General features: G+C 50.9%; 26 protein-coding genes. 20 read left to right on the top strand and 6 right to left on the bottom strand.

Annotated elements, in window-relative coordinates; all coding sequences use genetic code 11:
- Window positions 1-71 precede the first annotated feature (71 nt).
- The 4 genes from GRF59_RS18595 (at window position 72) to GRF59_RS18580 (ending at window position 4,797) form a co-directional block, all read left to right on the top strand.
- Complete coding sequence (locus tag GRF59_RS18595) at window positions 72-845, top strand: energy-coupling factor transporter transmembrane component T family protein (RefSeq protein ID WP_160499223.1); 774 nt, start codon at window positions 72-74, stop codon at window positions 843-845.
- A 132-nt stretch (window positions 846-977) separates the two neighbouring features.
- A complete protein-coding gene (locus tag GRF59_RS18590) occupies window positions 978-1,595 on the top strand; it encodes an ECF transporter S component (RefSeq protein WP_160499222.1) in 618 nt (205 codons plus the stop codon).
- A complete protein-coding gene (locus tag GRF59_RS18585; protein ID WP_160499221.1) occupies window positions 1,576-3,111 on the top strand; it encodes an ABC transporter ATP-binding protein in 1,536 nt (511 codons plus the stop codon). The genes GRF59_RS18590 and GRF59_RS18585 overlap by 20 nt, the downstream gene beginning before the upstream one ends.
- A 165-nt stretch (window positions 3,112-3,276) precedes the next feature.
- On the top strand, window positions 3,277-4,797 hold the full coding sequence (locus GRF59_RS18580) for an MDR family MFS transporter (RefSeq protein WP_160499220.1): 1,521 nt from the start codon (window positions 3,277-3,279) through the stop codon (window positions 4,795-4,797).
- Between the two features lie 118 nt (window positions 4,798-4,915).
- Here the strand turns inward: GRF59_RS18580 and GRF59_RS18575 are convergent, their stop codons facing one another.
- Window positions 4,916-5,383 (bottom strand): MarR family winged helix-turn-helix transcriptional regulator, encoded by a 468-nt coding sequence (locus GRF59_RS18575; RefSeq protein ID WP_160499219.1) that lies wholly within the window; start codon window positions 5,381-5,383, stop codon window positions 4,916-4,918.
- 296 nt (window positions 5,384-5,679) lie between these two features.
- Here GRF59_RS18575 and GRF59_RS18570 point away from each other — a divergent pair, with 296 nt between their 5' ends.
- From GRF59_RS18570 to GRF59_RS18560, 3 genes are all read left to right on the top strand, one after another.
- Window positions 5,680-6,975, top strand: coding sequence for an MFS transporter (locus GRF59_RS18570; protein WP_237391912.1), 1,296 nt, complete (start codon window positions 5,680-5,682; stop codon window positions 6,973-6,975).
- 58 nt (window positions 6,976-7,033) lie between these two features.
- A complete protein-coding gene (locus tag GRF59_RS18565; protein ID WP_160499217.1) occupies window positions 7,034-7,753 on the top strand; it encodes an ABC transporter ATP-binding protein in 720 nt (239 codons plus the stop codon).
- 88 nt (window positions 7,754-7,841) lie between these two features.
- Window positions 7,842-9,113 carry an ABC transporter permease gene (locus GRF59_RS18560; protein ID WP_160499216.1) on the top strand — a complete coding sequence of 424 codons (1,272 nt, stop codon included), beginning with the start codon at window positions 7,842-7,844 and terminating at the stop codon, window positions 9,111-9,113.
- Window positions 9,114-9,175: 62 nt separating this feature from the next.
- On the opposite strand, the gene GRF59_RS18555 is transcribed toward GRF59_RS18560, so the two are convergent.
- On the bottom strand, window positions 9,176-10,453 hold the full coding sequence (locus GRF59_RS18555; RefSeq protein WP_341480109.1) for a BaiN/RdsA family NAD(P)/FAD-dependent oxidoreductase: 1,278 nt from the start codon (window positions 10,451-10,453) through the stop codon (window positions 9,176-9,178).
- 168 nt (window positions 10,454-10,621) lie between these two features.
- On the opposite strand from GRF59_RS18555, the gene GRF59_RS18550 reads away from it, so the two are divergent.
- The 4 genes from GRF59_RS18550 to GRF59_RS18535 all read left to right on the top strand — a co-directional run bounded on the left by GRF59_RS18550 (window position 10,622) and on the right by GRF59_RS18535 (window position 14,193).
- Complete coding sequence (locus tag GRF59_RS18550) at window positions 10,622-12,388, top strand: ATP-binding protein (RefSeq protein ID WP_202128763.1); 1,767 nt, start codon at window positions 10,622-10,624, stop codon at window positions 12,386-12,388.
- Window positions 12,389-12,593: 205 nt separating this feature from the next.
- A complete protein-coding gene (locus GRF59_RS18545; RefSeq protein WP_160499214.1) occupies window positions 12,594-13,028 on the top strand; it encodes a BrxA/BrxB family bacilliredoxin in 435 nt (144 codons plus the stop codon).
- A 144-nt stretch (window positions 13,029-13,172) separates the two neighbouring features.
- On the top strand, window positions 13,173-13,982 hold the full coding sequence (gene nadE / locus GRF59_RS18540) for an ammonia-dependent NAD(+) synthetase (protein WP_160499213.1): 810 nt from the start codon (window positions 13,173-13,175) through the stop codon (window positions 13,980-13,982).
- A gap of 4 nt (window positions 13,983-13,986) precedes the next feature.
- Window positions 13,987-14,193, top strand: coding sequence for a hypothetical protein (locus GRF59_RS18535; RefSeq protein ID WP_160499212.1), 207 nt, complete (start codon window positions 13,987-13,989; stop codon window positions 14,191-14,193).
- Here the strand turns inward: GRF59_RS18535 and GRF59_RS18530 are convergent.
- On the bottom strand, window positions 14,178-14,966 hold the full coding sequence (locus GRF59_RS18530) for a CPBP family intramembrane glutamic endopeptidase (protein WP_160499211.1): 789 nt from the start codon (window positions 14,964-14,966) through the stop codon (window positions 14,178-14,180). The genes GRF59_RS18535 and GRF59_RS18530 overlap by 16 nt on opposite strands.
- A complete protein-coding gene (locus GRF59_RS18525; protein ID WP_160499210.1) occupies window positions 14,947-15,495 on the bottom strand; it encodes a PadR family transcriptional regulator in 549 nt (182 codons plus the stop codon). Before GRF59_RS18525 ends, GRF59_RS18530 begins: the two co-directional genes overlap by 20 nt.
- Before the next feature lie 196 nt (window positions 15,496-15,691).
- Between GRF59_RS18525 and acpS the strand changes: the two genes are divergently transcribed.
- Complete coding sequence (acpS, locus tag GRF59_RS18520; protein WP_160499209.1) at window positions 15,692-16,087, top strand: holo-ACP synthase; 396 nt, start codon at window positions 15,692-15,694, stop codon at window positions 16,085-16,087.
- Window positions 16,088-16,131: 44 nt separating this feature from the next.
- Complete coding sequence (mutY, locus tag GRF59_RS18515) at window positions 16,132-17,292, top strand: A/G-specific adenine glycosylase (protein WP_160499208.1); 1,161 nt, start codon at window positions 16,132-16,134, stop codon at window positions 17,290-17,292.
- 149 nt (window positions 17,293-17,441) lie between these two features.
- On the opposite strand, the gene GRF59_RS18510 is transcribed toward mutY, so the two are convergent.
- On the bottom strand, window positions 17,442-18,059 hold the full coding sequence (locus GRF59_RS18510; RefSeq protein ID WP_160499207.1) for a superoxide dismutase: 618 nt from the start codon (window positions 18,057-18,059) through the stop codon (window positions 17,442-17,444).
- Between the two features lie 639 nt (window positions 18,060-18,698).
- Between GRF59_RS18510 and GRF59_RS18505 the strand changes: the two genes are divergently transcribed.
- The 6 genes from GRF59_RS18505 (at window position 18,699) to folE (ending at window position 23,875) form a co-directional block, all read left to right on the top strand.
- A complete protein-coding gene (locus tag GRF59_RS18505) occupies window positions 18,699-19,127 on the top strand; it encodes a GNAT family N-acetyltransferase (protein WP_160499206.1) in 429 nt (142 codons plus the stop codon).
- A gap of 238 nt (window positions 19,128-19,365) precedes the next feature.
- Complete coding sequence (lepB, locus tag GRF59_RS18500) at window positions 19,366-19,971, top strand: signal peptidase I (RefSeq protein WP_160499205.1); 606 nt, start codon at window positions 19,366-19,368, stop codon at window positions 19,969-19,971.
- A 51-nt stretch (window positions 19,972-20,022) separates the two neighbouring features.
- Window positions 20,023-21,789 carry a tRNA epoxyqueuosine(34) reductase QueG gene (gene queG / locus GRF59_RS18495; protein WP_160499713.1) on the top strand — a complete coding sequence of 589 codons (1,767 nt, stop codon included), beginning with the start codon at window positions 20,023-20,025 and terminating at the stop codon, window positions 21,787-21,789.
- 57 nt (window positions 21,790-21,846) lie between these two features.
- A complete protein-coding gene (locus tag GRF59_RS18490) occupies window positions 21,847-22,881 on the top strand; it encodes an HD-GYP domain-containing protein (RefSeq protein WP_160499204.1) in 1,035 nt (344 codons plus the stop codon).
- 78 nt (window positions 22,882-22,959) lie between these two features.
- Complete coding sequence (locus GRF59_RS18485; protein WP_423802967.1) at window positions 22,960-23,217, top strand: YneF family protein; 258 nt, start codon at window positions 22,960-22,962, stop codon at window positions 23,215-23,217.
- A gap of 64 nt (window positions 23,218-23,281) precedes the next feature.
- Entirely contained in the window at window positions 23,282-23,875 is a 594-nt protein-coding gene (gene folE / locus GRF59_RS18480; protein WP_160499202.1) for a GTP cyclohydrolase I FolE, read from the top strand.
- A gap of 64 nt (window positions 23,876-23,939) precedes the next feature.
- Here folE and GRF59_RS18475 read toward each other — a convergent pair whose 3' ends face one another.
- Window positions 23,940-24,971 carry an alpha/beta hydrolase gene (locus GRF59_RS18475; protein WP_160499201.1) on the bottom strand — a complete coding sequence of 344 codons (1,032 nt, stop codon included), beginning with the start codon at window positions 24,969-24,971 and terminating at the stop codon, window positions 23,940-23,942.
- 272 nt (window positions 24,972-25,243) lie between these two features.
- Here GRF59_RS18475 and GRF59_RS18470 point away from each other — a divergent pair, with 272 nt between their 5' ends.
- Complete coding sequence (locus GRF59_RS18470) at window positions 25,244-25,984, top strand: IclR family transcriptional regulator (RefSeq protein ID WP_160499200.1); 741 nt, start codon at window positions 25,244-25,246, stop codon at window positions 25,982-25,984.
- Window positions 25,985-26,098 lie beyond the last annotated feature (114 nt).

Here is a 26,098-nt window from a genome sequence, read left to right as displayed (position 1 = left end):
GCATTTTCAATAGGCAGCGTTTGGAGTACGATGTAAAAGGAATAACATGATTGGGGTTGGGGAGGAAGGTTATGTTTACTGCCTATCAACAGGGAGAGTCGCAGCTTCACCGTACCGACCCGCTGAGCAAGCTCGTTTTGCTGTTTTGCATTGCGCTGCTGACCATGAGACTCCATTCTTCGCTGGGGCAGGCACTGCTGCTGTGCATGGTTCTTCTTCTGGCAAGATGGGGCGGCAGCATGGCCTGGGACAGGCAGGCGAAAGCACTCGCGCTGCTGGCAGGATTTGCGGTTCCGTATTTTCTGGTGACTTTGTTCACCGTGCCGGGGGAGCACGTGCTGGCTGAATGGGGACCGCTGCGGTTGACGCGGGAGGCCTTGGATTCGGCTGGTTCGGTCACGCTTCGCATGTTCACCGTATTTTTATCCTCTTACGTATTTATGTTTACGACGGATCCAAGAGATATGGTTATATCATTGACCACGCGCCTAAGGATCCCTTACCGCTTCGCTTTTGGATTATCAATGGCACTGACATTTCTGCCGCTGCTGGAAGAGGAGGGCAAAAGCATCTCCGCCGCCCATCAGGTAAGGGGCCGCGGAAAACCGGATGGTATTCGGGGCAAATTGGAGTGGTGGTGCACTTTCACAATAGCGGTGATGCATAATGCGATCAGAAGGATTCAGCAGACGGCAGGAGCGATGGAAGCCAAGGGTTTTGGGGCTTACAGGGACCGGACATTTCTCCGCGAGGGCATGCCTGTGCGAAAAGGACTATGGGTTGCGGCCTCAGCGGTAACGCTGACTGCAGGATTGTGGTGGTACATCCATATTGTAAACCTATAAATATATTGTGGTTGACGTTGGAATCGGGAAGATGCAAAATAACATGGAGAGCTTTGAACGGAAGAGAAACGGCAAAGCCGTTCTTCAGGATGTAAAGGTTCATCTTATTTACGGTTTAGGAGTTGACATTAGATGGAAACCTCATCACAATCTAAGAGACGTTATCGTTCTTTCACCACACTGGATATTGTGCTTATGGCTATGCTGGCTGCAGCCAATGCTGTCATGACTTTTTATTTGTCTTATATCAATAAGATGCTGAACAGCCTGGGCGGCCCTGTAGCGACATCGACCATCGTCGGAGTGTATATGGTATACGGTCTGCTCGCATATTACATTATTCGTAAGCCGGGTACGGCAGCCATTACATATGGAATCGGCGGAGCCATTCAGTGTTTTGTGGGGAGTTCTTACGGGATTGCCTCCGCGATCGTGGCGGCGCTGTGCTACATGGTTGTGGCGGAAGCTGTTTTTGCGCTTGCCCGCTACAAGCGCTGGGGCACAGGCATGTTGATGCTTGCCGGAGGAGCCATGGTTCCTCTATGGTTTGTTTGCGCAGCCGAAATGTTCGGCTATACGGCGTGGAGCGGGCAGGTGCTTGCTTTTACGCTGCTCATGCGTCTCATAAGCGGTATCGTACTTTGCGGTTTACTGACCAAGGTGCTTGGAGACATGCTACAGCGAAGTGGACTCTTGCGGCGGTTTGCCATTGGAGGAAAGAGAGCGGAGCATGTCCAAGGTATCCATTAAATGTTCGAATCTATCTTATTATTACGATGACGAGCGGGAACCGGCGCTGCAAGGCTTGACCTTGTCGGTACCGGAAGGAGAATGGACGGCGGTCATTGGCCCGGGCGGCAGCGGTAAGTCCACGCTGTGCCAGCTGCTGAGCGGTTATCTGCCGCGAAGCGGCGGGGGCTTAAGAGAAGGGAAGCTTGAGCTCGCCGGGCTTGATCCGGCATCGGCTGAAATTGCCGATATTTCGCAGCTGTGCGGGATCGCATTCCAAGATCCCGATGCACAGTTGGTGCAGGGAACACCCCAGGATGAGGCTGCCTTTGGCCCGGAGAATCTGAGGGTGCCGCCGCCGGAAATCGAGCGGCGGGTAGAGGAGGCGCTGGCGGCGGTCGATTTGGTAGAACGCCGCCATTCACCGGTGCGAGAGCTGTCGGGCGGACAGCGCCAGCGCACGGCCATCGCCGCGGTTTTGGCGCTTCGCCCCGGCATCGTCGTATTTGACGATGCCTCGGCAAGCCTGGACCCCGCGGCCCAGGAGCAGTTCGTGCAGCTTTGCCGCAAGCTGCACGGGGAAGGCCGGACGCTGATCACCGCGTCCGGCCGGTTCGACGATGTCGCACGCTCTGCAGAGCGCGTCATCGTCCTGGACGGCGGCCGCGCTCTGCTGGACGGGCCGCCGCAAGAGCTGCTGCGCACGAGCCGGGACAGGCTTGCGCAGCTTGGGCTGCTGCCCCCATGGGAGGGGGCAGCCCCCGGTGCGGGTCCCCGCCGCATGGCGGACCCGCACGGGCATGCGGCGTCGGCGCATATGACGCCGCCCCGGGCTGCCGCTGATTCCGGCAGCCTCTTGCAGGTCGACCGGCTGAGCTATGCCTATGCCGGTGCTTCCTCTCTGGCGCTTCACGAGGCCAGCTTCGCTATGAAGCCGGGCGAGTGGGGCATCATCACCGGAGAGAACGGCTCCGGTAAAACAACGCTGACCCGCCTTCTGATGGGACTCCTCCCGGTGCCGCCGGGAACGGTTTATTGGGAAGGCAGGGATATGTCGGCTTGGGGTGTCCGGCAGCGGGCAGATACAATCGGTTACGTCTTTCAGCAGCCGGAGCATCAGTTTGTTGCCCATACCGTATGGGACGAGCTGGTATACGGCCTCGGGAGCAAGAAAGGGCGCATTCAAAAGCTGGATTCGACTGAGCGTGAAGCAGCCGAAGTATTGCTTCACGCTGCCGGATTGGAACGAAGGCGCAGCGTTTCTCCTTACCTGCTCAGCCAGGGAGAGAAAAAACTGCTGAGCATCATCGGCCAGTTTGTTCATCCGAAGGCGCTCTATATTTTGGATGAACCTACCTCGGGCATCGATTTCGGCGCAGCAGCCAAGGTTGTGCAGCTGTGCCGCGAGAAGACGGCAGCCGGTTCGGCTGTACTGATGATTACGCATGATCCCGCCCTGTTTGAAGATGAGGCGTCTTTCATGCTGAAGCTTCTGCCGCGCGCTGCTGCGGATTATCTGAGACTGGTCCAATGGTAAGCCTGTTATGGCTGATGGATAAAGAATTATGGCAAACAAATCCGCCCTATGAAGAGAAGCCGCAATCCAAAGACGGAGTGCCTGCTCGATATCTTCAGCGAGGGGTGGATATGTTTCGTTACGGGGACGTTTTTGTCCTGTCTCGTCGTTCAAGAAAGGAAGCATATGTCAATAGTTCCTGGTATTAATCATTCGCAACGCAAATTTATATTGACGGGTATCTTGGTTTCAACCTTCCTGTCGGCTATTGAAGGAACGGTGACAGGCCCTGCCGGGCCTGCCATTATCAGCAGTTTTGGAGGCATGAAGCTGCTGAGCTGGATCTTTACGGCATTTCTGCTGACCATGGCGGTTTCGACCCCCGTTTTCGGTAAGATCAGCGATTTGTACGGCCGCAAGCCGGTGTTTCAGATCGGCTCGCTGCTGTTTATCATCGGCTCGCTTCTGTGCAGCTTTTCGCAAAACATGGAACAGCTGATTATTTTTCGGGCCATACAAGGGATTGGCGCCGGGGCCATCGTGCCCGTGACCTTTACGATTATCGGGGACGTGTACCGGATCGAGGAACGCGCCAAAATCCAGGGAATGATCAGCTCGGTATGGGGGATTTCCTCCCTGATTGGCCCATTGGTTGGCGGTTATTTTGTAGATTATTTGAACTGGCGCTGGATTTTCGGCTTTAATGTTCCGTTCGGACTTATCTCCATGTGGCTGATTGCCCGCTATTTTCATGAAAGCCGTGACAAGCGGGAGAAGACACCCATTGATGTGGCCGGGGCAGTGACGTTCACGATCGGCATGACTGCGCTGCTGTTCGCTCTGGCGACGGGTGGTCAGTATTTCAGCTGGAGCTCGCCGCTGCTGATTGGCTGCTTCATTCTGTCTGGATTGCTTCTGCTCGCCTTTGTCTTTATTGAAAATCGTGCAGCAGAGCCGATGCTCCCCCTAAAACTGTTCCGTATCCGGGACATTTCGGTATCTACGGTGGCAAGCATTTTGACCAGTGCGCTGCTGATCGGCCTGACCACCTATACTCCGCTTTGGATTCAGGGCGTTATGGGTAAGAATGCGACGATGTCGGGTCTGACCATGGCACCGATGTCCATAGGATGGCTGTTCGGATCCGTATTCGGAAGCCGGCTGATTTTGACCGCAGGTTCACGCAAGACAACCGTGATCGGTCTGGCCGGCATTGTGATTGGCGCAGCAGGGCTGGCATTTATTACGGGGTCAACTCCGCATTATGTATTATTGATTTACACCTTTATTTACGGTGTGGGCTTTGGTTATTCCACGACCGTGTTTACGATCATCGCCCAGTCCTCTGTCGGCTATTCGCTCCGGGGCGCTTCGACGGCCTTGAATACGTTTGTGCGTTCCTTGGGCCAGACCGTTGGCGTTGCCGTGTTCGGAACATGGATCAACCTGAGCATTGCGAACCGGATTGCCCGCCAGCCGGGGCTTGAAGACGTAAAGCAGGAGGAAGTAAACCAGCTGTTGACGCCGGAAGGAAGCGCAGGCATGCCGCAGGAGATGTGGAATCAGCTGAAGCATATTCTGGAGGGAAGCCTTCATTCGTTATACGTAGTAATGGCGGTTATTGCTGTAGTCAGTCTGATTTCTGTTTTGGCGCTTCGGAATACCGTGCCTTCGTCGGATGAAGAAGAGCAGGCGGAAAAAGCCTAATCCTGAAGTTTGGATACAATCAAAAAGGACATCTCCGGATAGCGATAGCCGCTTGGAGATGTCCTTTTTTTTGATGATGTGTGATTGTTTTCCGCTCAAGCCGAAAGGGATAAATGGTTTACTTCCGCTGAGATGGCGTCAATCGCTCTGCCTGCATTCCGAGTTTCTTCAGCAAATCAATCAGTTGCGCCTTTTCCTCATCGTTCAGGCCGCTGAAGGCGTGATGAATCCGTTCGGTATATTTGGGATATAAATCGTTCATCAGCGCCTCGCCGACGGGGGTGAGTTCCGCGTATATGACGCGGCGGTCGTTCGGACAGGGCCTGCGGTGGATGTATCCCCGTTCCTCGAGCTTGTCGATCACATATGTGACGTTTCCGCTCTGCAGCAGAAGCTTGGAGCCGATCTGCTGGATCGGCTGAGAGCCCTTGTAGAAAAGCACCTCCATTACGGCGAAAGCCGTCGGATTAAAGCCTTCGATTTTGCTGCTAATGACGGCGTGTTCGTTGATGCTTTTGAAGCTTTTGGCGAACACCCGGTACAGATGCAGGGACAACTGGGCATCACGTTCCTGTGCATGAATCATGATTACTCCCGCCTTTATATTCATTTACTGAGAGCCGTCAAGGGCACAATTTTGCATAATCCTTAGATTTGTATTCTTATCATATCGCTTGGCCCGGATGAAAAACATGTGATTTGTCACATTCCATCGGCTTTGAAACATTAAAATTTGTATTAAAATTTCATTCTGGGGATCGAAGATTCAATCGGTCCCGGGGCGGATGGAGGAAGTTCTCATTTTTAATACAGTTATCATAACGATTGAAGATGAGGGAGTGGCCGGAGATGAGGGAAAATACCTCAAGGAAAAAGGAGAGCTTGACGCGAAACCGCCCGTTTATGCTGCTGATGGGGGCGCAGTTGGTTTCGGATATGGGAGATTGGATGCTGATGCTGGCTCTGTTCACCATGGTGGGCTTGAAAATGAATGCAACTCCCTGGGAAATCACGATGATTTCGCTATGCATGGCGGTACCCATGATGATCGGAGGGCCATTCGGCGGATATTTAAGCGACCGGCTGAACCGCAAGCTCTTGATGATTATCTCGGACGTGGCCCGCTTTGCCATTGTTGGAGCGCTGTTGTTCACGGATTCGATGTGGCAGATTTATATCGTTCTTGTCCTGAAAGGAATGATGGCGGTCCTTTTCTCGCCTTCCAAAAGCGGTAAAGTCAAGGAGTTGATTCCATCCGCGCAGATGAATCAGGCTGTATCGATCAGCTCCGGCATTGAACAAATCACGAAAATTATCGGCCCTGCCCTTGGGGGAGTCCTGGTAACCTTGATCGGAATTAAATCTTGTTTTGTACTGGATTCGCTGTCCTATCTATTGTCTGCTATCTTGTTGCTGGGCGTTCCGCGTTATGCTACAGTGGCACAAGAGGAGAACCTGGAAAATACAGACTCCAAAAAGGCTGACGAAAAGCTCTCTTTCTGGAAGGAAATGAGTGCTGGCGTGAAGCTGATCGGAAGCATACCCATTCTTGCGGCTAGCGTATGGACGATTTTTATCATGCTCATGGTGGTGACGATTGCCGATTCTCAGGTTGTGGTCCTGTTCCGCGGAATTCCGAATGTTTCCGAGAATCTATTGGGCTGGTGCATGGGATCGAGTGGGCTAGGAACGCTGGTGGCTGCATTACTTGGCGGTAAGATTCCTTGGAATCCGCTTAAGAAGATCGGGCTTGGTACGGCGATCACGGGTGTTGTTTTTGGTCTGGCGGCGGTGATGATTAATCTGGCAGGTGTCATCAGCTGGACGTATGCCGTTTTGTTTGCTTCCTTTTTCTTTGCAGGATTTGGTGCCGGCTGGACCTACATCCCGTTCTCGACTCTGCTGCAGCAGCGGACACCGGTAGCGTTAACGGGCCGAGTATTTGGCGCGGTCAACAGTTTGAACAGTACGGCTGTAATTCTCGGTCCAGTCTTCGGCGGTGCCTTGGTGACCGCGTATGGCGCTGTGCCCGCGTTTATCCTTTCAGGATCGCTGACGGCACTGATCGGGCTCTTGCTCCTCGCCGGGCGGCGCATGATTGAACAGAAGGATGAGCGCCAATCCGCCGTCAACACCGGGCTGGTGCAAAGCCAGGCCACCCCGGAAGCGGGGATATAGCCTCAACGGCGAAAGGCTTAGAGTTTATACCAGATAAGAAGGCAAGGGGGTGTTTTGCATGGAAACGGGAAGCGGGGAATCTGTCCTGCTGGACGTATATATTGAAGAGGCAGGGTATGAGGAAAGCCACCCGCGCATTCGAGATATCGGATTTCAGGTTCGGGCTGGGGAATTGCTGGGCTTGATCGGCCCGAACGGGGCTGGAAAGAGCACGACGATCAAGACGCTGCTCGGACTCCTCAAGCATGCGAAGACCCGTGTTAACTTTAATGGAAGCTCCGGAAGGCATGCTTATATTCCGGAGCAGCCGGTTTTTCATGATGATTTGACGCTTTGGGAGCACCTGGATCTCGCGGCAGCCGTATATGGCCTGGATTATGAGTCTTTTCGCCGGCAAGCGGACAGGCTTCTGCGCCAGTTTGGCATGGAAGAGGTAAAGCATGATCTTCCGGGCGGATTCTCCAAAGGGATGAAGCAGAAAATGATGCTGATGCTCGGATTCTTGAGTGAACCGGATGTGTACATCGTGGATGAGCCGTTCATCGGTCTGGACCCGCGCGCGACGAAGGATTTTTTGCGGTTGTTGGATGAAGAGCGCAGCCGCGGAGCTGCAGTGCTAATGTCCACGCATGTACTGGATACGGCTGAGAAGATATGCGACAGATTCATTATGATTTCATCAGGAAAAGCCGTTGCGGAGGGGACACTTGCGGATATCCGCGAAAGTGCCGGGCTTCCAGGGGCATCGCTGTTTGATTGCTTCGATACACTTACATAAAGCCGGGTCATGCAAATGGGTTCATTTTGGAAGTTGCGAACCGCATCAAGCGGCCCTTTAGCTCCAAACCATAGGAAAGGAATTGAATATGACCGGGAGGAAAAATGAAGGATATCTGTTTCCGAGTCCCGCGAGCCTCTTCAGGCGGCGGCTGAGGAGCCATTTTAAAGATACCGCAGCCGTCGTGCGTTCGGTGGCCGATGACTGGACGGTGTTTCTGTATGTATTGATTCCCGGATTGCTGCTGGGTGGGAGGCTGTATTACGGTTTATGGAAGGAGCCGCTTCCTGAGTGGTCCGGACAGCTTTCGTTCGCGGTCATACCGGTTGTGCTTCTGCTGATTACGTTTATGGGAAGCGTTCTTTTACTTGTTCGGGAGGCCGATGTCCTGTTCATCGTTCAACGTAAGAAGTGGCTGCAGGGCATTATGCTGCGGAGCGGTCTGTACAGCATGGCTTCTGCAGCGGTGAAGACCTCCGTCTGTTATCTGCTGCTGCTGCCATTTCTCGTCAGGCAGTTTCATGAACATAGTTTGTTCATAAGCTGCTGCCTTGCCTTGACCATTTCCTTCGAATGGGTGTTGATGTGGTCCAAGCATCTGATCCGAGTGCAGGCAGACGGATGGCGGAGAAGAATGCTGTATATTCCGTTTGTCTTTATACCCGCCATCTTGTACGTAACGGTTGTTATACTTTTCAGGCATCAACCGGTTGTTCTCGGTGTTGGAGCAGGTATTCTGGCTGTTTTGAGTCTATTGCTTCTCAGCATGAGGCTGCGTCTCCGGGGGACGTTTATGAACGATGTGCAGGAGGATTTAGTCAAACAGACAAGCCTGACGAGCCTTGCGCTGAGCCAAGCTATAGACAAGCCGCGCCGGATCCGCAGGAAGACCTGGGTATTTCCGAAATCCGGCCCTGTGTTCCGCTCGACTGCACCTGCCAAGCGAATTGCCGGAGCGATGATCAAATCGCTGCTGCGTTATCCCCGGCAAAGACTCTTGTATCTGCAATTCACATCGGTGAGCTCCGTAGTTCTTATTTCGCTGCCTGCCGGGATTCAGATCCTTGTGTTCGCGGCGCTTCAGGCGCTTCTCGTATACTGGCTGTTTTTACAGTGGTTCAACTTCAGGGAGGATGCGTTCGTTTCTTTGCTGCCTTGGCCGGATGAACCAAGCTTTCAGGCAGAGATCTTAGCTGTTCGAACTTTGATATTGCCGTTTGCCGTGGTGACATCGGCTATCGTCATGTTCACGAGAGTCGTTCCTTGGGTAGCGGCATTCGGTTTCATTCCTCTGGCTGTGGCTGTTTGCGTGGTCGTTCCTTACGCCATGCTCATGTTTTTACTGAATAAAAAATCATAAGCAAAAGCCCGGATTTCATGAAGAAATTCGGGCTTTTATATGTGAAGCTTCATATATTGTCATCAAACGGAAGGGCCGCCTGCAGTCTGCGCGGCATGCATGCCGGCTGTATAGCCGGTGGAAAAGGCCGCAGTGATATTGTAGCCGCCGGTATAGCCGTGGATGTCCAGAATTTCACCGCAGAAAAAGAGACCCGGCATCAGCTTCGATTCCATCGTTTTGGGATTGATTTCTTTGAGGTTGACTCCGCCTCCGGTTACAAAGGCTTCCTCAATCGACTTGGTGCCGGTGACCTGTATGGCAAACTTTTTCAGAACATCCACAAAGGCTGACCACTGCTGCTTCGGCAGGTGGGCAAAGGTGGCGTCGCCGTCGAGCTCGGCCCGGTCCAAGAGAAGCGGAAGCATACGCTCCGAAATGGTTCCTTTAAGCACGTTTTTGATAGCTTTCTTCGGCTCCGCTGCCAGCTTGTCCCGCAGCATACGGTCCAGCTCATGAGGAGGGAGATCGGGAAACAGATCTACGGCCATCTCCACCTGATTGACCTTAAATTTATTTTTTACCTGGCGAATAAACTGGCTGCACCGAAGTGCAATGGGACCGGAAAGGCCGAAATGGGTGAAAATCATATCCCCGCGGTGTCCGATGCTTTTTTTGCCCTTCGGTGTCCATACCGAAAGTTCGACATCCCGCAGTGACAACCCCTGCAGCTCTTTGGAGGTGATCCAGCTCTCACGTGACACGATCGGAACCTCGGTAGCGTACAATTCGGTAATCGTATGTCCAGCGGCCTCCGCCCATGGATAACCGTCTCCCGTTGAGCCGGTATGGGGTACCGATTTACCGCCTGTGGCGAGAATGACTGCAGATGCGCGTAATGTTGTCCCGGAGGCGGTCTTAACGCCTGAGGCTTGTCCACTTTCATAGAACACTCCCTGGACAGGAGTGTCCGTCTTGATCTGCACGCCAAGCCTGCGTACTTCTCCCACAAGCGTGTTAACCACGCTTGCAGCCTTATCGGACACCGGAAACATTCTTCCGTTATCCTCTTCCTTCAGGGCGATGCCCAATCCCTCAAAAAAATTCATGATATCGATGTTGTTGAAATGCTGAAAAGCACTGTATAAAAAGCGCCCGTTGCCCGGAATATGGGCAATCAGCTCCTCGGTTTCTTTGGCATTCGTCACATTGCAGCGGCCGCCACCCGAAATGCCGAGTTTGCGTCCAAGCTTGCTTCCTTTATCCAGAAGGATAACCGAAGCACCGTTTTTGGCAGCTGCGATGCATGCCATAAGACCCGCAGATCCGCCTCCAACGACAATGACAGGATATGGTTTCACGTATTTTTCTCCTTTTGCCCGGCAGATTCCCGGGGCCATGTTTTAATTGTACCTTTTTAGGATATATCAGGGTATATTGTAATATAGTGTAGGCTGTGATTTAATCAACATGTACATCACTTTTTTTAAGTTAATTTATTTTCATCGCTATTTCCTGCAGAATCAGATATGCCAAGGTGTCATCCAAGTGAATGGATCTGTATACGCTGCCCGAATGGGGAGGAGGGACTTGCGATTATTTATGCGCTGAAAAATATTATAACACAGGTACTTATGGCGGGTTCGTTTGCGTTTTTGTTCCCGCTGAGCCTGGATAAATATGTCCGTATGCTCAGACGGAAGAGGAAGCTGGGTCCCACGGGTTTTGAATTTGTCATCATCGTTTCCAGCGCATTGAGCATCCTGCTGTGTTCATTGTTTTCCACCCCGCTGCTTCATCTGATACCTCTTAACCTAGGTATACTGCCGCTATTTATTGGCATGCTCTACGGAGGGTATAAAAGCGGTCTTCCCCTGGTGGGGCTTTATCTTCTATGTGATTATCTTTTCAACGAAACATGGTCTATCTCAGGATTAATTCTACATACAGGCATGCCGCTGTACCCCTTGCTTGTCTGGATGTCTCCGAAATTTCGCAAGGGAACCCTTACCGACAAAGTCAATAAGCTGTGGATGTGTCTCCTGCCTGCCATGCTCCTAATCACGGCGTCCCCGATTATTGAAGATCCCAGCGTAAACTTTTCCAATACAGGCCCGCTGCTTATGATTTTATTTTACATTATGGTGAGCGTTTTTGCTGGCGGGGCACTGATTTATGTAATTGAATTCGCGCTTGAGAAGCTGCTGCTGAAGGAACAGATTAAGGGCATCTCCGAAAAATACCTCCGAGAGGAGGAGAAGCTCCAGCAGGTCATGGATCTGGCTCCTCTATGCATGGTATCCGTAGATACGGATGGCAACGTTACCAGCATTAACGAAATGATGATGAATTTATTCAAAAGCCGTGATCCCGAACTTACCAAAAACGACATTCTTGGACATCCGCTCAGCGTCTTCGTCGATATGGTGGAGAAGGATTATATCAGCTACCGGATTGGCCAAGCCTTAAAGGGCTTCAAGATGAATAATGAACTGATCCGCATCGGGTCGCAGATCCACTATACGAGTACTTCGCCGCTAACCAATGGCTATACCGGCGAGATTCTTGGGGCGGTGCTGGTTATTCAGGATATAACCGAGCTGGAGCGTCTGAAGAGCGAGCTTGGAAATGTAGAGAGGCTCAGCCTAGTCGGGCAGATGGCTGCCAGCATTACGCATGAGATTCGAAACCCGATGGCCGTTGTGCGAGGCTTCCTCCAACTGATGAAGGAAAAGAGCCCGGAGTCGCTGGACCATTATTACCGGATTGTCATGGAGGAGTTGGACCGGGCGAACGGCATCATTAACGATTTCCTTTCCTTGGCTCAAAACCGGATATCGGAAAAGGAACAGTGGCATCTCCATCAGATTATCAACGATCTCAGCCCCCTGCTCTGGGCGGATGCCAATTTGCGGGGGCAAACGATTGAGCTTGTCATGGATGAACGGGTGCCGAAGCTGAACCTGAACGCCAAGGAAATCAAGCAGATGCTGCTCAATCTGGCGCGCAACGGGATGGAGGCGATGGACGAAAAGGGGAAACTGACCTTACAGACACGTCTTAAGGAGAAAGAGCAAACGGTGGAGCTGATCGTAAGAGATACTGGGATGGGGATGTCCAAAAGCCGTCAGGAGAGGTTGTTCGAACCTTTCTTTACAACGAAGGAAAAGGGGACGGGATTGGGTCTCGCCCTGTGTCTGAGCATCGTGGAGCGTCACGGCGGCAAGATTATGGTAGAGTCGGAAGAAGGCAAAGGCACAACGTTTATCATTCAGCTGCCTTTGGCGGAAGTCTGAGTCCGAAGCCTCGCAACGTGCTTTCTATTCCAGTGATGTCTCTTGATTTCAACCTTGTTGAAGGTATAATATTACTTATGTGCAGTATAAAAAGAACTAAAGTTTGATCTGTACTCTTCTTGGCTTATCAATGTAGCTGGACAGATTGTTATGTTTTTAGTTCGATTTATATATCTGAACTATGCGGATTAAGGAGTGATAAGAAATGTCTATGTCTTTTGACAGATATATGAGAGATATGATTCAGCCGATGAGGGATGAGCTTACGAGTCTCGGTATTAAGGAGCTCAGAACACCCGATGAGGTCGAAACGCATTTGCTGGATGCCCCGGGAACAACCCTAGTGGTAATCAACTCGGTGTGTGGATGTGCAGCGGGTCAATGCCGTCCTGGCGTGGCTCTGGCGCTGCAGAACGATTTGGTCCCCGACAATCTGTTTACGGTATTTGCCGGGCAAGACAAAGAAGCAACAGCCAAAGCAAGAGAATACTTTGCTCCATACCCGCCTTCCTCTCCTTCGATCGCCGTTTTGAAGGATGGAGAGCTTGTTCATTTCATTGAACGCCATCAGATCGAAGACCGTTCGGCTCAGGAAATTGCCGAAGATTTAGCTGAAGCGTTTGACCGCGTGTGCCGTTAATCGGCCGCAGCACGTGATATAAAAGCCCCGGATAATCGGATCTCCGATATATGCGGGGCTTTCGTGTATATGTAATGGTAGACTGCTTTGGCGGGCAATCTAAAAGCATACGAATGACAGAATGATGAAAAGAGGTGCCAAGAAATGAGCCTGCAGGAAGAAATCATTGCGGAGTTGGGCGTTAAGGCAGTCATCGATGAAGAAACGGAAGTCAGAAAAAGAGTGGATTTCCTGAAATCCTACGTAACGGATGCCAAGGCCAAAGGACTGCTTATCGCGATCAGCGGTGGTCTCGACAGTGCCGTGGTTACCGGATTATGCAAGAAGGCAACGGATGAGCTTACGGAGGAGAACGGCGCGGAATACATGACGCTGGGTGTCTTTCAGCCTTACGGAGAGCAGGAGGACATTGATCACAGCTACGCTGTAGCCAGAGCATTTGATCTGAAACATACGGCAGAGACCAATATTGAGGATACCGTGACTGAGATAGCGCTTGAAGCAGAGCAAGGGCTGAAACAGCTTGGAGTGCACCGCCATTTGACGCCGCAGGGCAAAGGCAATGTCAAAGCGAGAACCCGGATGGTGATGCAATACGCCCTTGCCTTTGAGCTGAACTTACTGGTGGCCGGGGCGGATCATGCTTCCGAGGCCATCACGGGCTTTTACACCAAGTGGGGCGACGGGGCCGTGGATATTACGCCGATGAGCACGCTGAATAAGCGTCAGGTGCGGCAGCTGGGACGATATCTCGGTGTTCCGCAGGAAATCCTGGACAAGGTCCCGACCGCGGGATTATGGGCAGGACAGACCGACGAGAAGGAGCTTGGCATCTCCTATGACGAAAACAGTGATTATCTTGAGGGTAAAGAGATCAGCGCTGCCGCGAAGGAACGTTTGGAGAGCTATTACAAGCGAACGGCACATAAGCGAAATCGGATTCCGGGGATTTAGAAGCTTGGGGAAGGAATTAGCAGCCGGCGTGGACAATGAGCTGAATATTCTGCTAAATATAGTTGTGAAAAAGAATAACCGGCAGGATTGGCTGTACACAAAACAAAAACGGGCTATCAAGGTTGTAACCTTGGTGCCCGTTTTTTTGTTTTCAGAAGTTGAAACTTGGGTCAAAGCAGCGGAGCGGACTATTTCCTACGCCATTTCTTGAGTTGCATCAGAAACCCGCGGTATAGCAGGTTCTTTTTTCAGGCTCAGAACGAGCCAGACGCAGTGCAGAAGAAGAATTCCTAGAACGACATAGTCCCACACGGAGACACCGCGGCCGTCTTGACCCAGAAACTGAAGCAGATTATGTATGAAATGGTAGATGATCAGCGGGATGATATTTCTATTTTTAACGATGAGTAAAGCTAAGGCTGCGCCGGTGAGGAGAGCATAAACAAGCTGCACGACGGTATCCTCTACGCTTTGTCCGGAGAGCATGTTAAGGACGTGGGTGACTGAGAAAAGCAGGCTTGAGGTAATGACGGCGGCGGTGACGCTTTTTTTGCGGAGAAGAATGTGCAGGATGAGTCCCCGGTACACCGTTTCTTCCACGAAACCGACCATGAGGGTAAAGAAGACGAAGAACAGGGCTTCCTTCCATGTAAAGCTTCTGAATCCGTTCAAAGCGACGCAGATCAGCGCAAGGACCAGGGGAAGGTAATAAATCCAGTTCTGCGGCGCAATTGCACTTAGCGATTGAAATCCGTATCGTCCCCAGCTTTTTTTCAAGGTCAGGAAGATGATCAGCACAAGCGATATTGGAATAAACGCAATCAACACCGGCGCGGTATAGCTCAGTTGTTGAATGGTTGCGTAAGCCCCGGCCATAAACATGGCAACGAGGAGGAGCAGTTCGATGATCACAACGCTCAAGACGGGACGCTTTTCGGTGAATGGGGTCTTGCTGACACTCGCATTATTGGTTTTTGTTTTCATGGTTCTGTTCAGCTCCTTTAATTAATTGCTCAACATATTCTTTTTCCATATTAAAAAAATGCTTGCCGTAGGATAGTACGGATACTCTGAAGTAATGCTTCTGCGGGTCGGGAATTTCAGCGAGTTCTCCCGCCACGATCTGTTCGACTGCATGCAGACGGCCGATTTCCTGATTCAGCTTGTGCATGTATTCCGTAAGACGCAGGTGCCGGGTCTTATCGTCCAGATAATCGTAGAAAAAGACTCTCACTAAGAATTCATTGCGGCTGAGTGCAAGCGGTTCTCCAAGCCACAGGATGAAGCTCTCGCGGCCCGCGGGTAGAAGGGAGTAGATTTTCTTATTCTTGCTGTTGCCTTCCTCTTCGGCGACGGATACCCATTCTTTGTCGGTCAGGCGCTTCAGAGCGGGATAAAGACTGCCGAAGCTTGCCTTGTAAAACATGCCAATGGACAGGTCGATGGTTTTTTTCATGTCATAGCCGCTCATGTTACCTTCCATCAGCAGCCCCAAAATGATGTATTCAAGCATTGGCTTCACCTCTTATGTATCGACTCGATATATCGACTTGATATATATAATATAATGGGTATTTGGATATCGGTCAATACTTATTTACAAAAATTTCTTTTTGAATCTCGGATGAAATATTGTAGACATAACTCGCATCACAGGAGGTCTCCTGCTACAATAAGGTTTGAATGTCTTGGAAGGATGGTGTAGTTCAGTGATTCACGGGATCGGGCATGATGTGCTGGAAATCAAACGGCTTTCCCTTTTGCTCAGCGGGCAGCTTGGGTATCGGTTTATGGAACGGGTGCTCACGGAGAAAGAGCGGGAGGAAGCCAGAAAAAGAGGCGGAAAGCTGACGGAGTTCGTGGCCGGCCGCTTTGCGGCTAAAGAGGCGATTTCCAAAGCTTTTGGCTGTGGAATCGGCAGAGTTATCGGCTTCGGCGACATGGAGATTCTGCCGGATCCCATGGGAAGACCCATAGCCGTTTTGAGTATGGGCGCATGGGAACGTCTCAATCTTCCGGGGGAACCGGAGTATATCATTCATTTAACTATATCCCACCAGACAGAGCTGGCTTCAGCGTTCGCAGTCATTGAACATACAGTTTAGACGCTTTCAGGGAGAAGAAAGCCGGAAGGATTTGACACAGACATATGAATCAAAGGGAGCAAAAGAGATTTTTCAGCCAGCATTTGCTGGAGTGGTATATGCGCAATAAAAGAGATCTGCCGTGGCGCCGTCACCGCAATCCATACTATATTTGGGTATCCGAAATCATGTTGCAGCAGACGCGGGTGGATACGGTTATTCCTTATTTCAACCGGTTTATTGAGAAGTTTCCGACGGTCGAGGATTTGGCGGATGCGCCGGAACAGGATGTGCTCAAGTGCTGGGAAGGACTTGGCTATTATTCGCGTGCGAGAAATCTTCAGGCGGCGGCCAAGCAGGTGAAGGAGCTGCACGGTGGACAAGTGCCCGATGACAAGCAATCCGTATTTGCTCTGAAGGGAGTTGGCCCATACACGGCGGGAGCGGTACTCAGCATCGCCTTTAACAAGCCGGAGCCAGCCGTGGACGGCAATGTCATGCGTGTGCTTTCCCGTTATTTTTTGATTGAGGAAGACATTATGAAGGGTAGTACGCGTTCGTTCATGGAGGGACTGGTCGTAGAGCTGATCCCCGAGGGACGGGCATCGGACTTTAACCAGGCTCTAATGGAACTTGGAGCGCTGGTATGCACGCCCAAATCGCCGCACTGTCTGACCTGCCCGGTCATGGAGCACTGCTCCGCGCGGCTTGAAGGCGTCGAGGAATCGCTCCCCGTGAAGACAAAGGCCAAGCCGCCGCGTCCGGAATACCGGGTGGTCGCTTTGGTGGAAGGAACGGGCGAGCATTCAGGCAAAGTCCTGATCCGCCAGAGGCCTCAAAGCGGCCTTCTTGCTAGAATGTGGGAGCTGCCGCATGTGCAGGTTCCGCAGAGCCGCAGCGGCCGTCTGCCGGACGAACCGGCGATGGATATCCTGACAGGCGCATTGCTGGATGAAGGCATTACGGCACGACCGGAGGGATATATGATGGATGCAGAGCATACATTCAGCCATATTCACTGGAACCTTCAGGTGTACCGCTGCCGCGAGGAGAATATTCCTTTAGCCGCGGAATCGAAGGAGATCTATAGGCTTGAGCATGAGCGCTCCGATGAAGAGGCTCAAGTTCATCAGCAACGCTGGATCACAGAAGAGGATATGGCGCTCTATGCCTTTCCAAATGTGTTCCTGAAAATCCTCAAGGAGCACTTCAAGGGTCAGGCATAGACCGGAAGCCCGCCAGCGGCTTGAAGAAACGCAGCCTAGTCAGGGAGTGATTGTCAGGTAGCAACGTTATGCGAAAAGCCATAAAAAAGAACCGCCCTAATGGGCGGTTCTTTTGTCTATGCGCTGAAGGCTTACGCCCGGAAATCACCTTACGGTTGAACGATTTCCTGGTAACGTTTGCTGACAGCATCCCAGTTTACAACGTTCCAGAAAGCAGCGATGTAATCAGGGCGTTTGTTTTGATATTTCAGGTAGTAAGCATGCTCCCATACGTCCAGACCCAAAACCGGAGTTTGGCCTTCCATGATTGGGTTGTCTTGGTTAGGTGTGCTGGTAACGGCAAGCTTGCCGTCTTTGTTCACAACCAGCCAAGCCCAGCCGCTGCCGAAACGGGTTGTAGCCGCTTTGGCAAAGTCTTCTTTGAATTTATCAAGACCGCCAAGGTCTTTGTCGATGGCGTCAGCCAGCAGGCCGCTTGGTGCGCCGCCGCCGTTTGGTCCGATGATTTCCCAGAAGAGGGAGTGGTTCGCGTGGCCGCCACCGTTGTTGCGAACGGCAGTACGGATGCCTTCAGGCACGCTGTCGAGGTTCGACAGAAGCTCGTCAAGGCTTTTATTTTGCAGTTCAGGAGCGCTTTCCAAAGCTGCATTCAAGTTGGTTACATACGTGTTATGGTGACGATCGTGGTGGATCTCCATTGTCTGTGCGTCGATATGAGGCTCGAGCGCATTGTTAGGGTAAGGAAGTGCAGGTAATTGAAATGCCATGATAAATACCTCCTGTAAATGTTTTTATAAGGAATCAATTTTGCAATTGATCCTATTCATAAAGAAGCTTTTGCGGTGCAAGAGCGTCCTTTATTGACCGGATTATGTAACAGTAAACACATCCATATAAAGTGAACTAAAGTTTAACCTTGCATCTCTTTTCGTTAGTTCAATTCATTCAAGTACAATTAAACCGTATTTTTTCAATTAAATCAACATTTATGTTTAAAAAGTCATCTTAAGGCGGAGTGACCGCACATAACCCGTATTATCCATTACCCGATTGACGAATTATTATGCGTCAGAAATTATCCATTATATGGCTATTTGACTAAAATTACAATGAAAACGCTTGCTATAAAGCGCTTTCAAAAGAAAACACGTGTTTTTTAAAGAAAACTATGGTTTAATGAATGATAAAGAAGGAATTTAACGGTTTTTGTCGTAATATTTATTCTGGATATTAAGGAAAGTTGTCTTTCGATGATCTTTTACAGAAGACAAACCGCCTTCGGCGGAAGTTTTCCTTGCAATATAAGAACGTGAACTTTTCCAAGTTTATACCTTTCTTATATTCTAAGGTGAGCTTGATCTTCCAAGGAGATTCAAACAAGCTGACGAAAAAGGGAGATTTAAGACATGCATGTTCGTTCCTTTCAGTTAAGTGACTGTACCGACGTCACCGAGTTGATGCAGGTTGCCTTGTCCGAAGAGTGTTACCGGAATACGATGGGACCGTTCTCCAGGCAGTTGTCCTGGGATTCGGAGCTGATTATGATTGCAGAGGAAGACGATGAAATCGTGGGAGCCTTGATCGGTACGATCGAGCATAACCACGGCTGTTACTACCGGATTGCGATTCACCCAGACTACCGCCGCCAAGGGATTGGCAAAGCTTTGGTATCTGCGATGGAGCAGCGCTTTCAGGTCCGCAAAGTGAGCAGGATCATGATTGCCGGAGACGAACATAACAAAGCTGCGATGCCGCTTTACGAAGCCATGGGCTATGGCGCGAACAAAATCCTGGAAGCCTTCCAGAAGCTCAGCATCATTAGTCCGCAGCACTAACGTGAGTTCGACAGATACGGAAAACGATGGCCCCAAGTTATACAAATTATAAACTTCTTGATGGTCTCTATCAATTGATTCACGTGCATAAATCGTAGAAATTTCAAAGATGGACAACCTATTGTTATCGAAAAAAACAATATTTTCTATATTGAGCATATCTTTACTGCCGTTGCAAAACCGCGTAAGATATGCTTTTCTGTATATAAGGGGAATTTGTCTATAAATGAGGTGTAGCATGAATCAAGTTCAACAGCATGAACCCGGGAGTTCGGGGGCGCACCCGGCTGGAAATCCGGAAACGGAGCCGAAGCCGCGTAGTCTGTCCGCCGAGGTATGGGACTGGGCTAAAACGATCGTGATCGCTTTTGTCATCATGATGCTGCTTAATTTATTCGTCTTCAATCTGTCCATGGTCAAGGGACAATCCATGCAGCCAACGCTGTACGAGAAGGAACGGCTGTTTATCGATAAAATCGTGTATGATTTCAAAGCGCCAAGCCGGGGCGAGATCGTCGTGCTGCATGATCCGAGCGACGGACCGGATAAAAAGGAATTCTTGGTTAAACGGGTGATCGGCATTCCAGGCGATACGGTTGAGGTCAAGGATCACAAGCTTTACGTGAACGGACAGCTCAAGGTTGAGCCGTATACAGAGGTGGAGATTCAGGATCCTGATTTTGGACCGCTCAAGCTGGACAAGGATCACTATTTCGTGATGGGCGATAACCGGCATGCCGGAGCCAGCAAGGACAGCCGGTCTTTCGGCAGCGTGACGTCCAAAGCGATTGTTGGCAGGGCGGAGTTTATATTCTGGCCGGTATCCCAAATTAAAGGGTTGTAACGAAGGCGATGTCATCAAGGCTGAAAAGGAGGCGTGAGCTTTTTGACTAACATGAGACACTCTGCTTATGCTCCTCCGTCTTCTCCTTGGGAGCAGTTGAAGCGTGAAATTAAGGAAGCGGCTGCGGATTTCGGCATTGACGAGATCGGCTTTGCTGCTGCAGATCCGTTTGACTCGCTGAAAGACATTTTACAAAACCACCGCGATCTCGGTTATGAGTCCGGCTTTGAAGAGCCGGATTTGGACAAACGAATTACCCCCACGCTACCTTCCGCTGAGCCTGCCTCCCTGATATCCATCGCTATTGCCTATTCTTCCAAAATGACGGACGCACCCAAAAACGAGCCTGGCAAGTACCGTGGCGTTTTGTCGCGTTCATCCTGGGGCAAAGACTATCATCATGTATTGCGCGAAGCGATGGGCAAGCTGGAGGCTTTTATCCGCGAACGGGTTCCTGATGCGGTACTGGACAGCATGGTGGATACCGGAGCGCTTGTGGACCGTGCCGTTGCGGAACGCGCAGGTATCGGCTTCAGCGGCAAGAACTGCTGCATCATCTCCCCGAAATGGGGTTCCTGGATCTTTCTTGGGGACATGGTGACGAACATTCCTTTTCCCCCGGATACGCCCGTGACAGAGGACTGCGGCGACTGTACCCTGTGCATTGATGCCTGTCCGACAGGGGCGCTCGTAGGGCCCGGGCAGCTGAATGCCCAGCGCTGCATCTCGTTTCTGACGCAGACCAAGGGGTTTTTAACAGACGAGATCATGCGGAAGATCGGCAACCGCTTATATGGATGCGATACATGCCAGGTGATATGTCCCAAAAACAAGGGGAAGCACTGGACGCATCATGAGGATTTGCTGCCGGTGCCGGAAAAGGACAGACCGCTTTTGCTGCCCATACTGGATTTGACCAACCGTGAATTCAAGGAGAAATTCGGGGAGAGTGCCGCTGCATGGCGGGGCAGAAAACCCATCCAGCGCAATGCGGTCATTGCGCTTGGCAATTACAAAGATAAATCTGCGGTGCCCAAACTGGAAGAGGTACTGCTGAATGACCCACGGCCTGAGCTGCGGGGAACCGCTGCCTGGTCGCTGGGACGCATAGGAGGCGAAGAGGCATTGAACATCATGAATAAAGCCATAGCTGCCGAGCAGGACGAGAAGGTCAGAGAAATGCTCGGCGAAGCGAAGGAACAACTTCAATCGCAAACGAAAGCGGAAGCAGCAGAAACAGAAAGTGAAGCACCGGAATTCTCATCGGCTCTCGGTGGTGAGCCGGAAACGATCTATTATGATGAAATGCAGTCCAAGATCGGTCCACTAACCTTATGTGCTACGGACAAAGGATTATGCCTGATCGAATTCGGCAGCTTTAGCGTGAAGGAAGCCGTTCTGCAAAAATGGTCCCGTACCTGGTGCGGCGGAGGCGATTTTGAACATAACGATGAGCGGCTTGCAGACGCCAAACGCCAGATGGGTGAATACTTCGCCGGACAGCGCAAGGAATTTGACGTGATGCTGGATTTGCGCGGAACGCCGTTTCAGCTACAGGTTTGGGCGACACTTGCCGATATTCCATATGGAGAGATCCGTTCTTACGGGGCCATAGCCGAAGAGATCAAACGACCCAAAGCCATCAGGGCAGTGAGTGGAGCTGTCAATAAAAATCCGGTTCCGGTCATCGTTCCCTGTCACAGGGTTCTCGAAAGCGACGGCAGTCTGACAGGGTATCGTGGAGGGCTGGAGAACAAGCGCCAGCTGCTGCTTCTGGAGGATGCACTTCCCGCAAGAAATACGCGGATCGAAGAGTAAAGCGGTGGAAAGCTGTCCGGATTTTGGCGGCAGCCGCTGAAAATCGGGGGAAGAGTCATGAGATATATAAGCATTGATAATGTGGAGCCCGGGCAATTTTTAGGCAAAACCATTTATTCCGGCAACGGTACGGTACTATTGTCTGCTGGAGTCCAGCTTACGGTGTACATGATCAGCACCCTAAACCGGATTGGAGTCACGATGTTATATATTCAGGATCCGCTATTCGAAGATGTGGATACGGATGACATGCTCAGCGAAGCGACCAAGCAGAGCATCATTCAGGAGATGAGCAATGCTTTCGAGGCGATGCGTTCCGGGAAGGACTGGAACACCCATTTGATCGGAAGCAGCGTGGAGAGTCTATTGGAAGATGTCATGAGCAACAAGGAGATGCTGGTCCAGCTGACGGATATTCGCACCAACGACAATAACCAATATATACATGCAATGAATGTTTGCTTGCTGTCTTCCGTTATGGGCATCAACATGGGTCTGAATTATCAGCAGTTGAAGGAACTGGCCACGGGCGCGCTGATGCATGATATCGGGAAAAGCGGAATGAGCGAAGAGGACGATATCGTTCCGGGTCTCAAATCCCATCATACATGGAGAGGCTTCGAAAAGCTGAAGAATAAAAGGGATTTCAGTCTTCTCATTGCCCATGTGGCATTGCAGCACCATGAACGGGTGGATGGATTTGGCCTTCCGCGCGGTCTCACGGGCGACGAGATTCATTTGTACGCCAAAATCGTATCGGCTGCCGATACGTATGACCGGCTGATCCACCCGCTGCTTCCTGCTGCCAAAAGACTGCTGCCCCATGAAGCTTGCGAAGAAATGATGGCCATGTCGGAGAAGCAGCTTGATTACGAGGTGTTGATCCAATTTAACCGGATGGTTTCGATTTATCCCAACGGAGCGGCTGTACGATTATCCACCAAGGAAACGGGAGTCGTCGTACGACAGCACCGCGGTCTTCCGGGCCGTCCCGTAGTTCGTATTGTGCGTGGAGAATCCAGTCACTTTGATGTCAAGGAGCTGGATCTTGCGCAGGAAACGACTGTTTTTATTGAGGCGGTTTTATCGTAGAAATCCATTTGCTAGCCACACGGGGACATGCTATGATAAGTTCGTGTTGCTAAGCACGCAAAGTAATGATTTATAAATATGAGGTGGCGGATAATGCAATATGTCATTCCTGCGATTACGTTGATTGTCGGCTTAATCGGCGGCTTTTTTATCGGCGTGTTTTATCTTCGCAAGCAAATGGAGAAAATGCAAAGTGATCCACAAATGCTGCAAAAAATGGCCAAACAGATGGGGTATAATTTGAATGGTCGCCAAATGCAAAAAGCCCAGCAAATGATGAAAAACCAACAGTTTTCGGGTGGTAAAAAGGGGCAAGGCGGCGGCAAACGCAAGTAATATGGCAAGGATGTTTATGAATCAAGAATAGAAAATCAGTAGGTCACGAGAGGAGGTAATTGCCGTGGCTGGCGTTAAAGATTACGCAAACACCCAGGTTCAGCAAAATCGTGAACAAATTGAGCATCATATAGAGCAAATATTGAAATTGATCGGCGAGGACCCGCAGCGGGAGGGACTGCTTGAAACTCCTGCGCGTGTCACCCGGATGTATGAGGAGATTTTCGCGGGATATGAGGTGGACCCAAGGGATGTGCTCGGCGTTACCTTTGACGAGAATCATGAAGAATTGGTTATCGTGAAAGATATCGTGTATTACAGCCAATGCGAGCATCATATGGCGCCGTTTTTCGGAAAGGTCCATATCGGTTATATTCCCAGCGGGAAAATTGCCGGTCTCAGCAAGCTGGCGCGTCTGGTTGAAGCTGTGACCCGCCGTTTGCAGGTGCAGGAGCGCATTACGTCGCAAATCGCCGATATTATGGTCGAAGTCCTGGAGCCGCATGGCGTGATGGTCGTGGTCGAAGGCGAGCATCTGTGCATGTGCTCCCGCGGTGTGAAAAAACCGGGAAGCAAGACAGTAACATCCGGAGTCCGCGGTATTTTCCGGGAAGACCCGGCGTCCAGAGCTGAGTTTCTGTCTTTGATCAAAGACTGATTCCACAAAAAAGAGGCATCACGGAAGGTTGTATTTCACCTCCAGTGATGCCTCTTTTTTGTCTTTACGGCTTATTTTTGACGATAGGTGCATTATCAATATCTTTCTGTTCAGCCAGTTTTACATTGCTCAAAAAGGTAGAAACGCGGCGCAGGTACTCGCGCGGGTGCTCGCGGAAAATGAGCTCATGGTGACTGCCTTTGACGATCCATACATCGGAGTAAGGGTTCGTCTGGTTTGCAGCCAGCTTTTCCGCAATGGGGTAAGGGGCTTTCTCATCCTCGGTTCCGTGCACGAAAAAGATCGGGAACGGATAATCTTCTTTTTTAACCTGCTGATAAGGAATTTGATGAAGACTGGTTCCGTTCAACACAGGGAAGAGCAGTTCCAAGATCTCGAGCGACGGATGCCGCGGCAGATCAATTTGGTTTTTGATATTATGATACAACGTATCGGGCTCCAGTAAAAAGGTGCTGTCCAGAATCATGGCGTCAACATCTTTGGTCTGGAGTCCAGCCTGCAGAGCCGTGCCTGCCCCCATCGAGAATCCCCATACTACGATCTGCTTGGCTCCCCGTTCTTTGGCCAGCTCAATCGCTCCAAGCAGCTGCTGGGACTCGACCTTGCCTCCTGTAGCTGCGGCCTTGCTGTTCTGTGATGCAAAGCCGTAATCGAACATGATCACGTTAAAGTTCATACGGTGGGCATAATGGGCCAGGTCATACATCGGAATCCAGGTTTCTTCCCGGTTGGCACCATATCCGTGGCTGAAAACAATCGTTTTCTTCGATCCCGCCGCAGGTATATACCAGCCATGCATCATCCGGCTGCCATCCAGTGCCGGGAAGTTCACGTTCTCGTAAGACATGTGCTTGGCCTGCATCGGATTGGAGTATAGCGGCGCGACGGTGGGATTGGACAGGACCCAGGCAATATATGCGTGAAGCGCGATAAAGCAGAAGATCAAAAAGAATAACACGGATAGCAGCAGTGCTACCAGAATATGCTTAAAACGTATGAGCCGCGGAGTTAGCGGTATGGGTGTTTCGGTCAGGGGAGGAGAAACGCGGGCGTCATTTCGTGTTGCCATGTTCATGCTTGGCCCCTCCTTTAAAAAGAATTGCTAATTATAGTTTAGCTTGTAGGGAATGAAACGGAAACAGATAAAATTTTACTCTATATCCTATGCTGTGGGACGCCTAAAGTCAATCGGCCTGGACTATTTGTTAATGAAATGTAATAGAGGCTGGTGCAAATGATGGATAAAAGAAGGAATTCTGCGAAAATGTAGACTTTAGGATTCGAATTTCTTATAATTATTGTAACCATGTTTCATGTGGTGAAACATTAGGAGGGGCGGGAACTTGAATGGAAGACCGCAAATTGACCGTACGCGCCGTCGAGCGCGCACTTGATATATTGATGTGTTTTACCAAAAGCAGCGAGCTTGGATTGACGGAAATCGCAGGACTGATCGATCTGCACAAAAGCACGGTGCATCGCCTGATGACGACACTTGAAGAGAAGGGCTTTGTGGTCCGGGATGCAGCGACTGAAAAATACCGGTTGGGACTTAAGGTTTGGGAGTTGTCTACGCACCTCTCCAAAAGCGATGATCCTGCGGTGTTGTTTCTGCCTGGGATGGAACGTCTGCGAGACCGCCTTGGAGAGACCGTGAGCCTATACTTGCGGGACGGAAAGGATCGCTTGCGGATTCAGGCGGTACAGAGCAATCAAGCGATCCGACGCGTCGCCCAGGTCGGAGCGCGGCTCCCGCTCTATGTAGGCGCGTCCAGCAAAGTGCTGGTAGCCTTTGCTTCTCCGGAAGATCAACAGGAGTTGTTTCTTGATTCCGAGTGGCCAGAGATGCCTGATTCCGGCGCATACATGCGTATGCTCGAGGAGATAAGAGAGCGAGGGTATGCCACGAGCTTTGAGGAGCGAGAACCGGGCGCAGCTGCCGTAGCTGTACCGATCGTGAACCGTAGTGGCGTTGTGGCTGCAGCGTTGTCCGTGTCCGGGCCTGTCGGACGGATCTCAACGGATACGCTGCATGAATTTGCTCCTGTGCTGATGGAAGCTGCGCATGAGATGGGTTTGATGATCTAGGCTTGATCAGAAGGGGAGAACAGCACATTAAAAGACCACTGGAGGTTTTACTTTCCAGTGGTCTTTTGTAGTGTGTGATGGTCGAAATTGTCCACATTCAACTTCAGTGCAATG

It is taken from the genome of Paenibacillus dendrobii, from assembly GCF_009807035.1.
In the GTDB taxonomy this organism is placed as follows: domain Bacteria; phylum Bacillota; class Bacilli; order Paenibacillales; family Paenibacillaceae; genus Paenibacillus_AQ; species Paenibacillus_AQ dendrobii.
The sequence above is the reverse complement of the archived record's forward strand: the minus strand, read 5'-3'. Positions and strand labels throughout refer to the sequence as shown.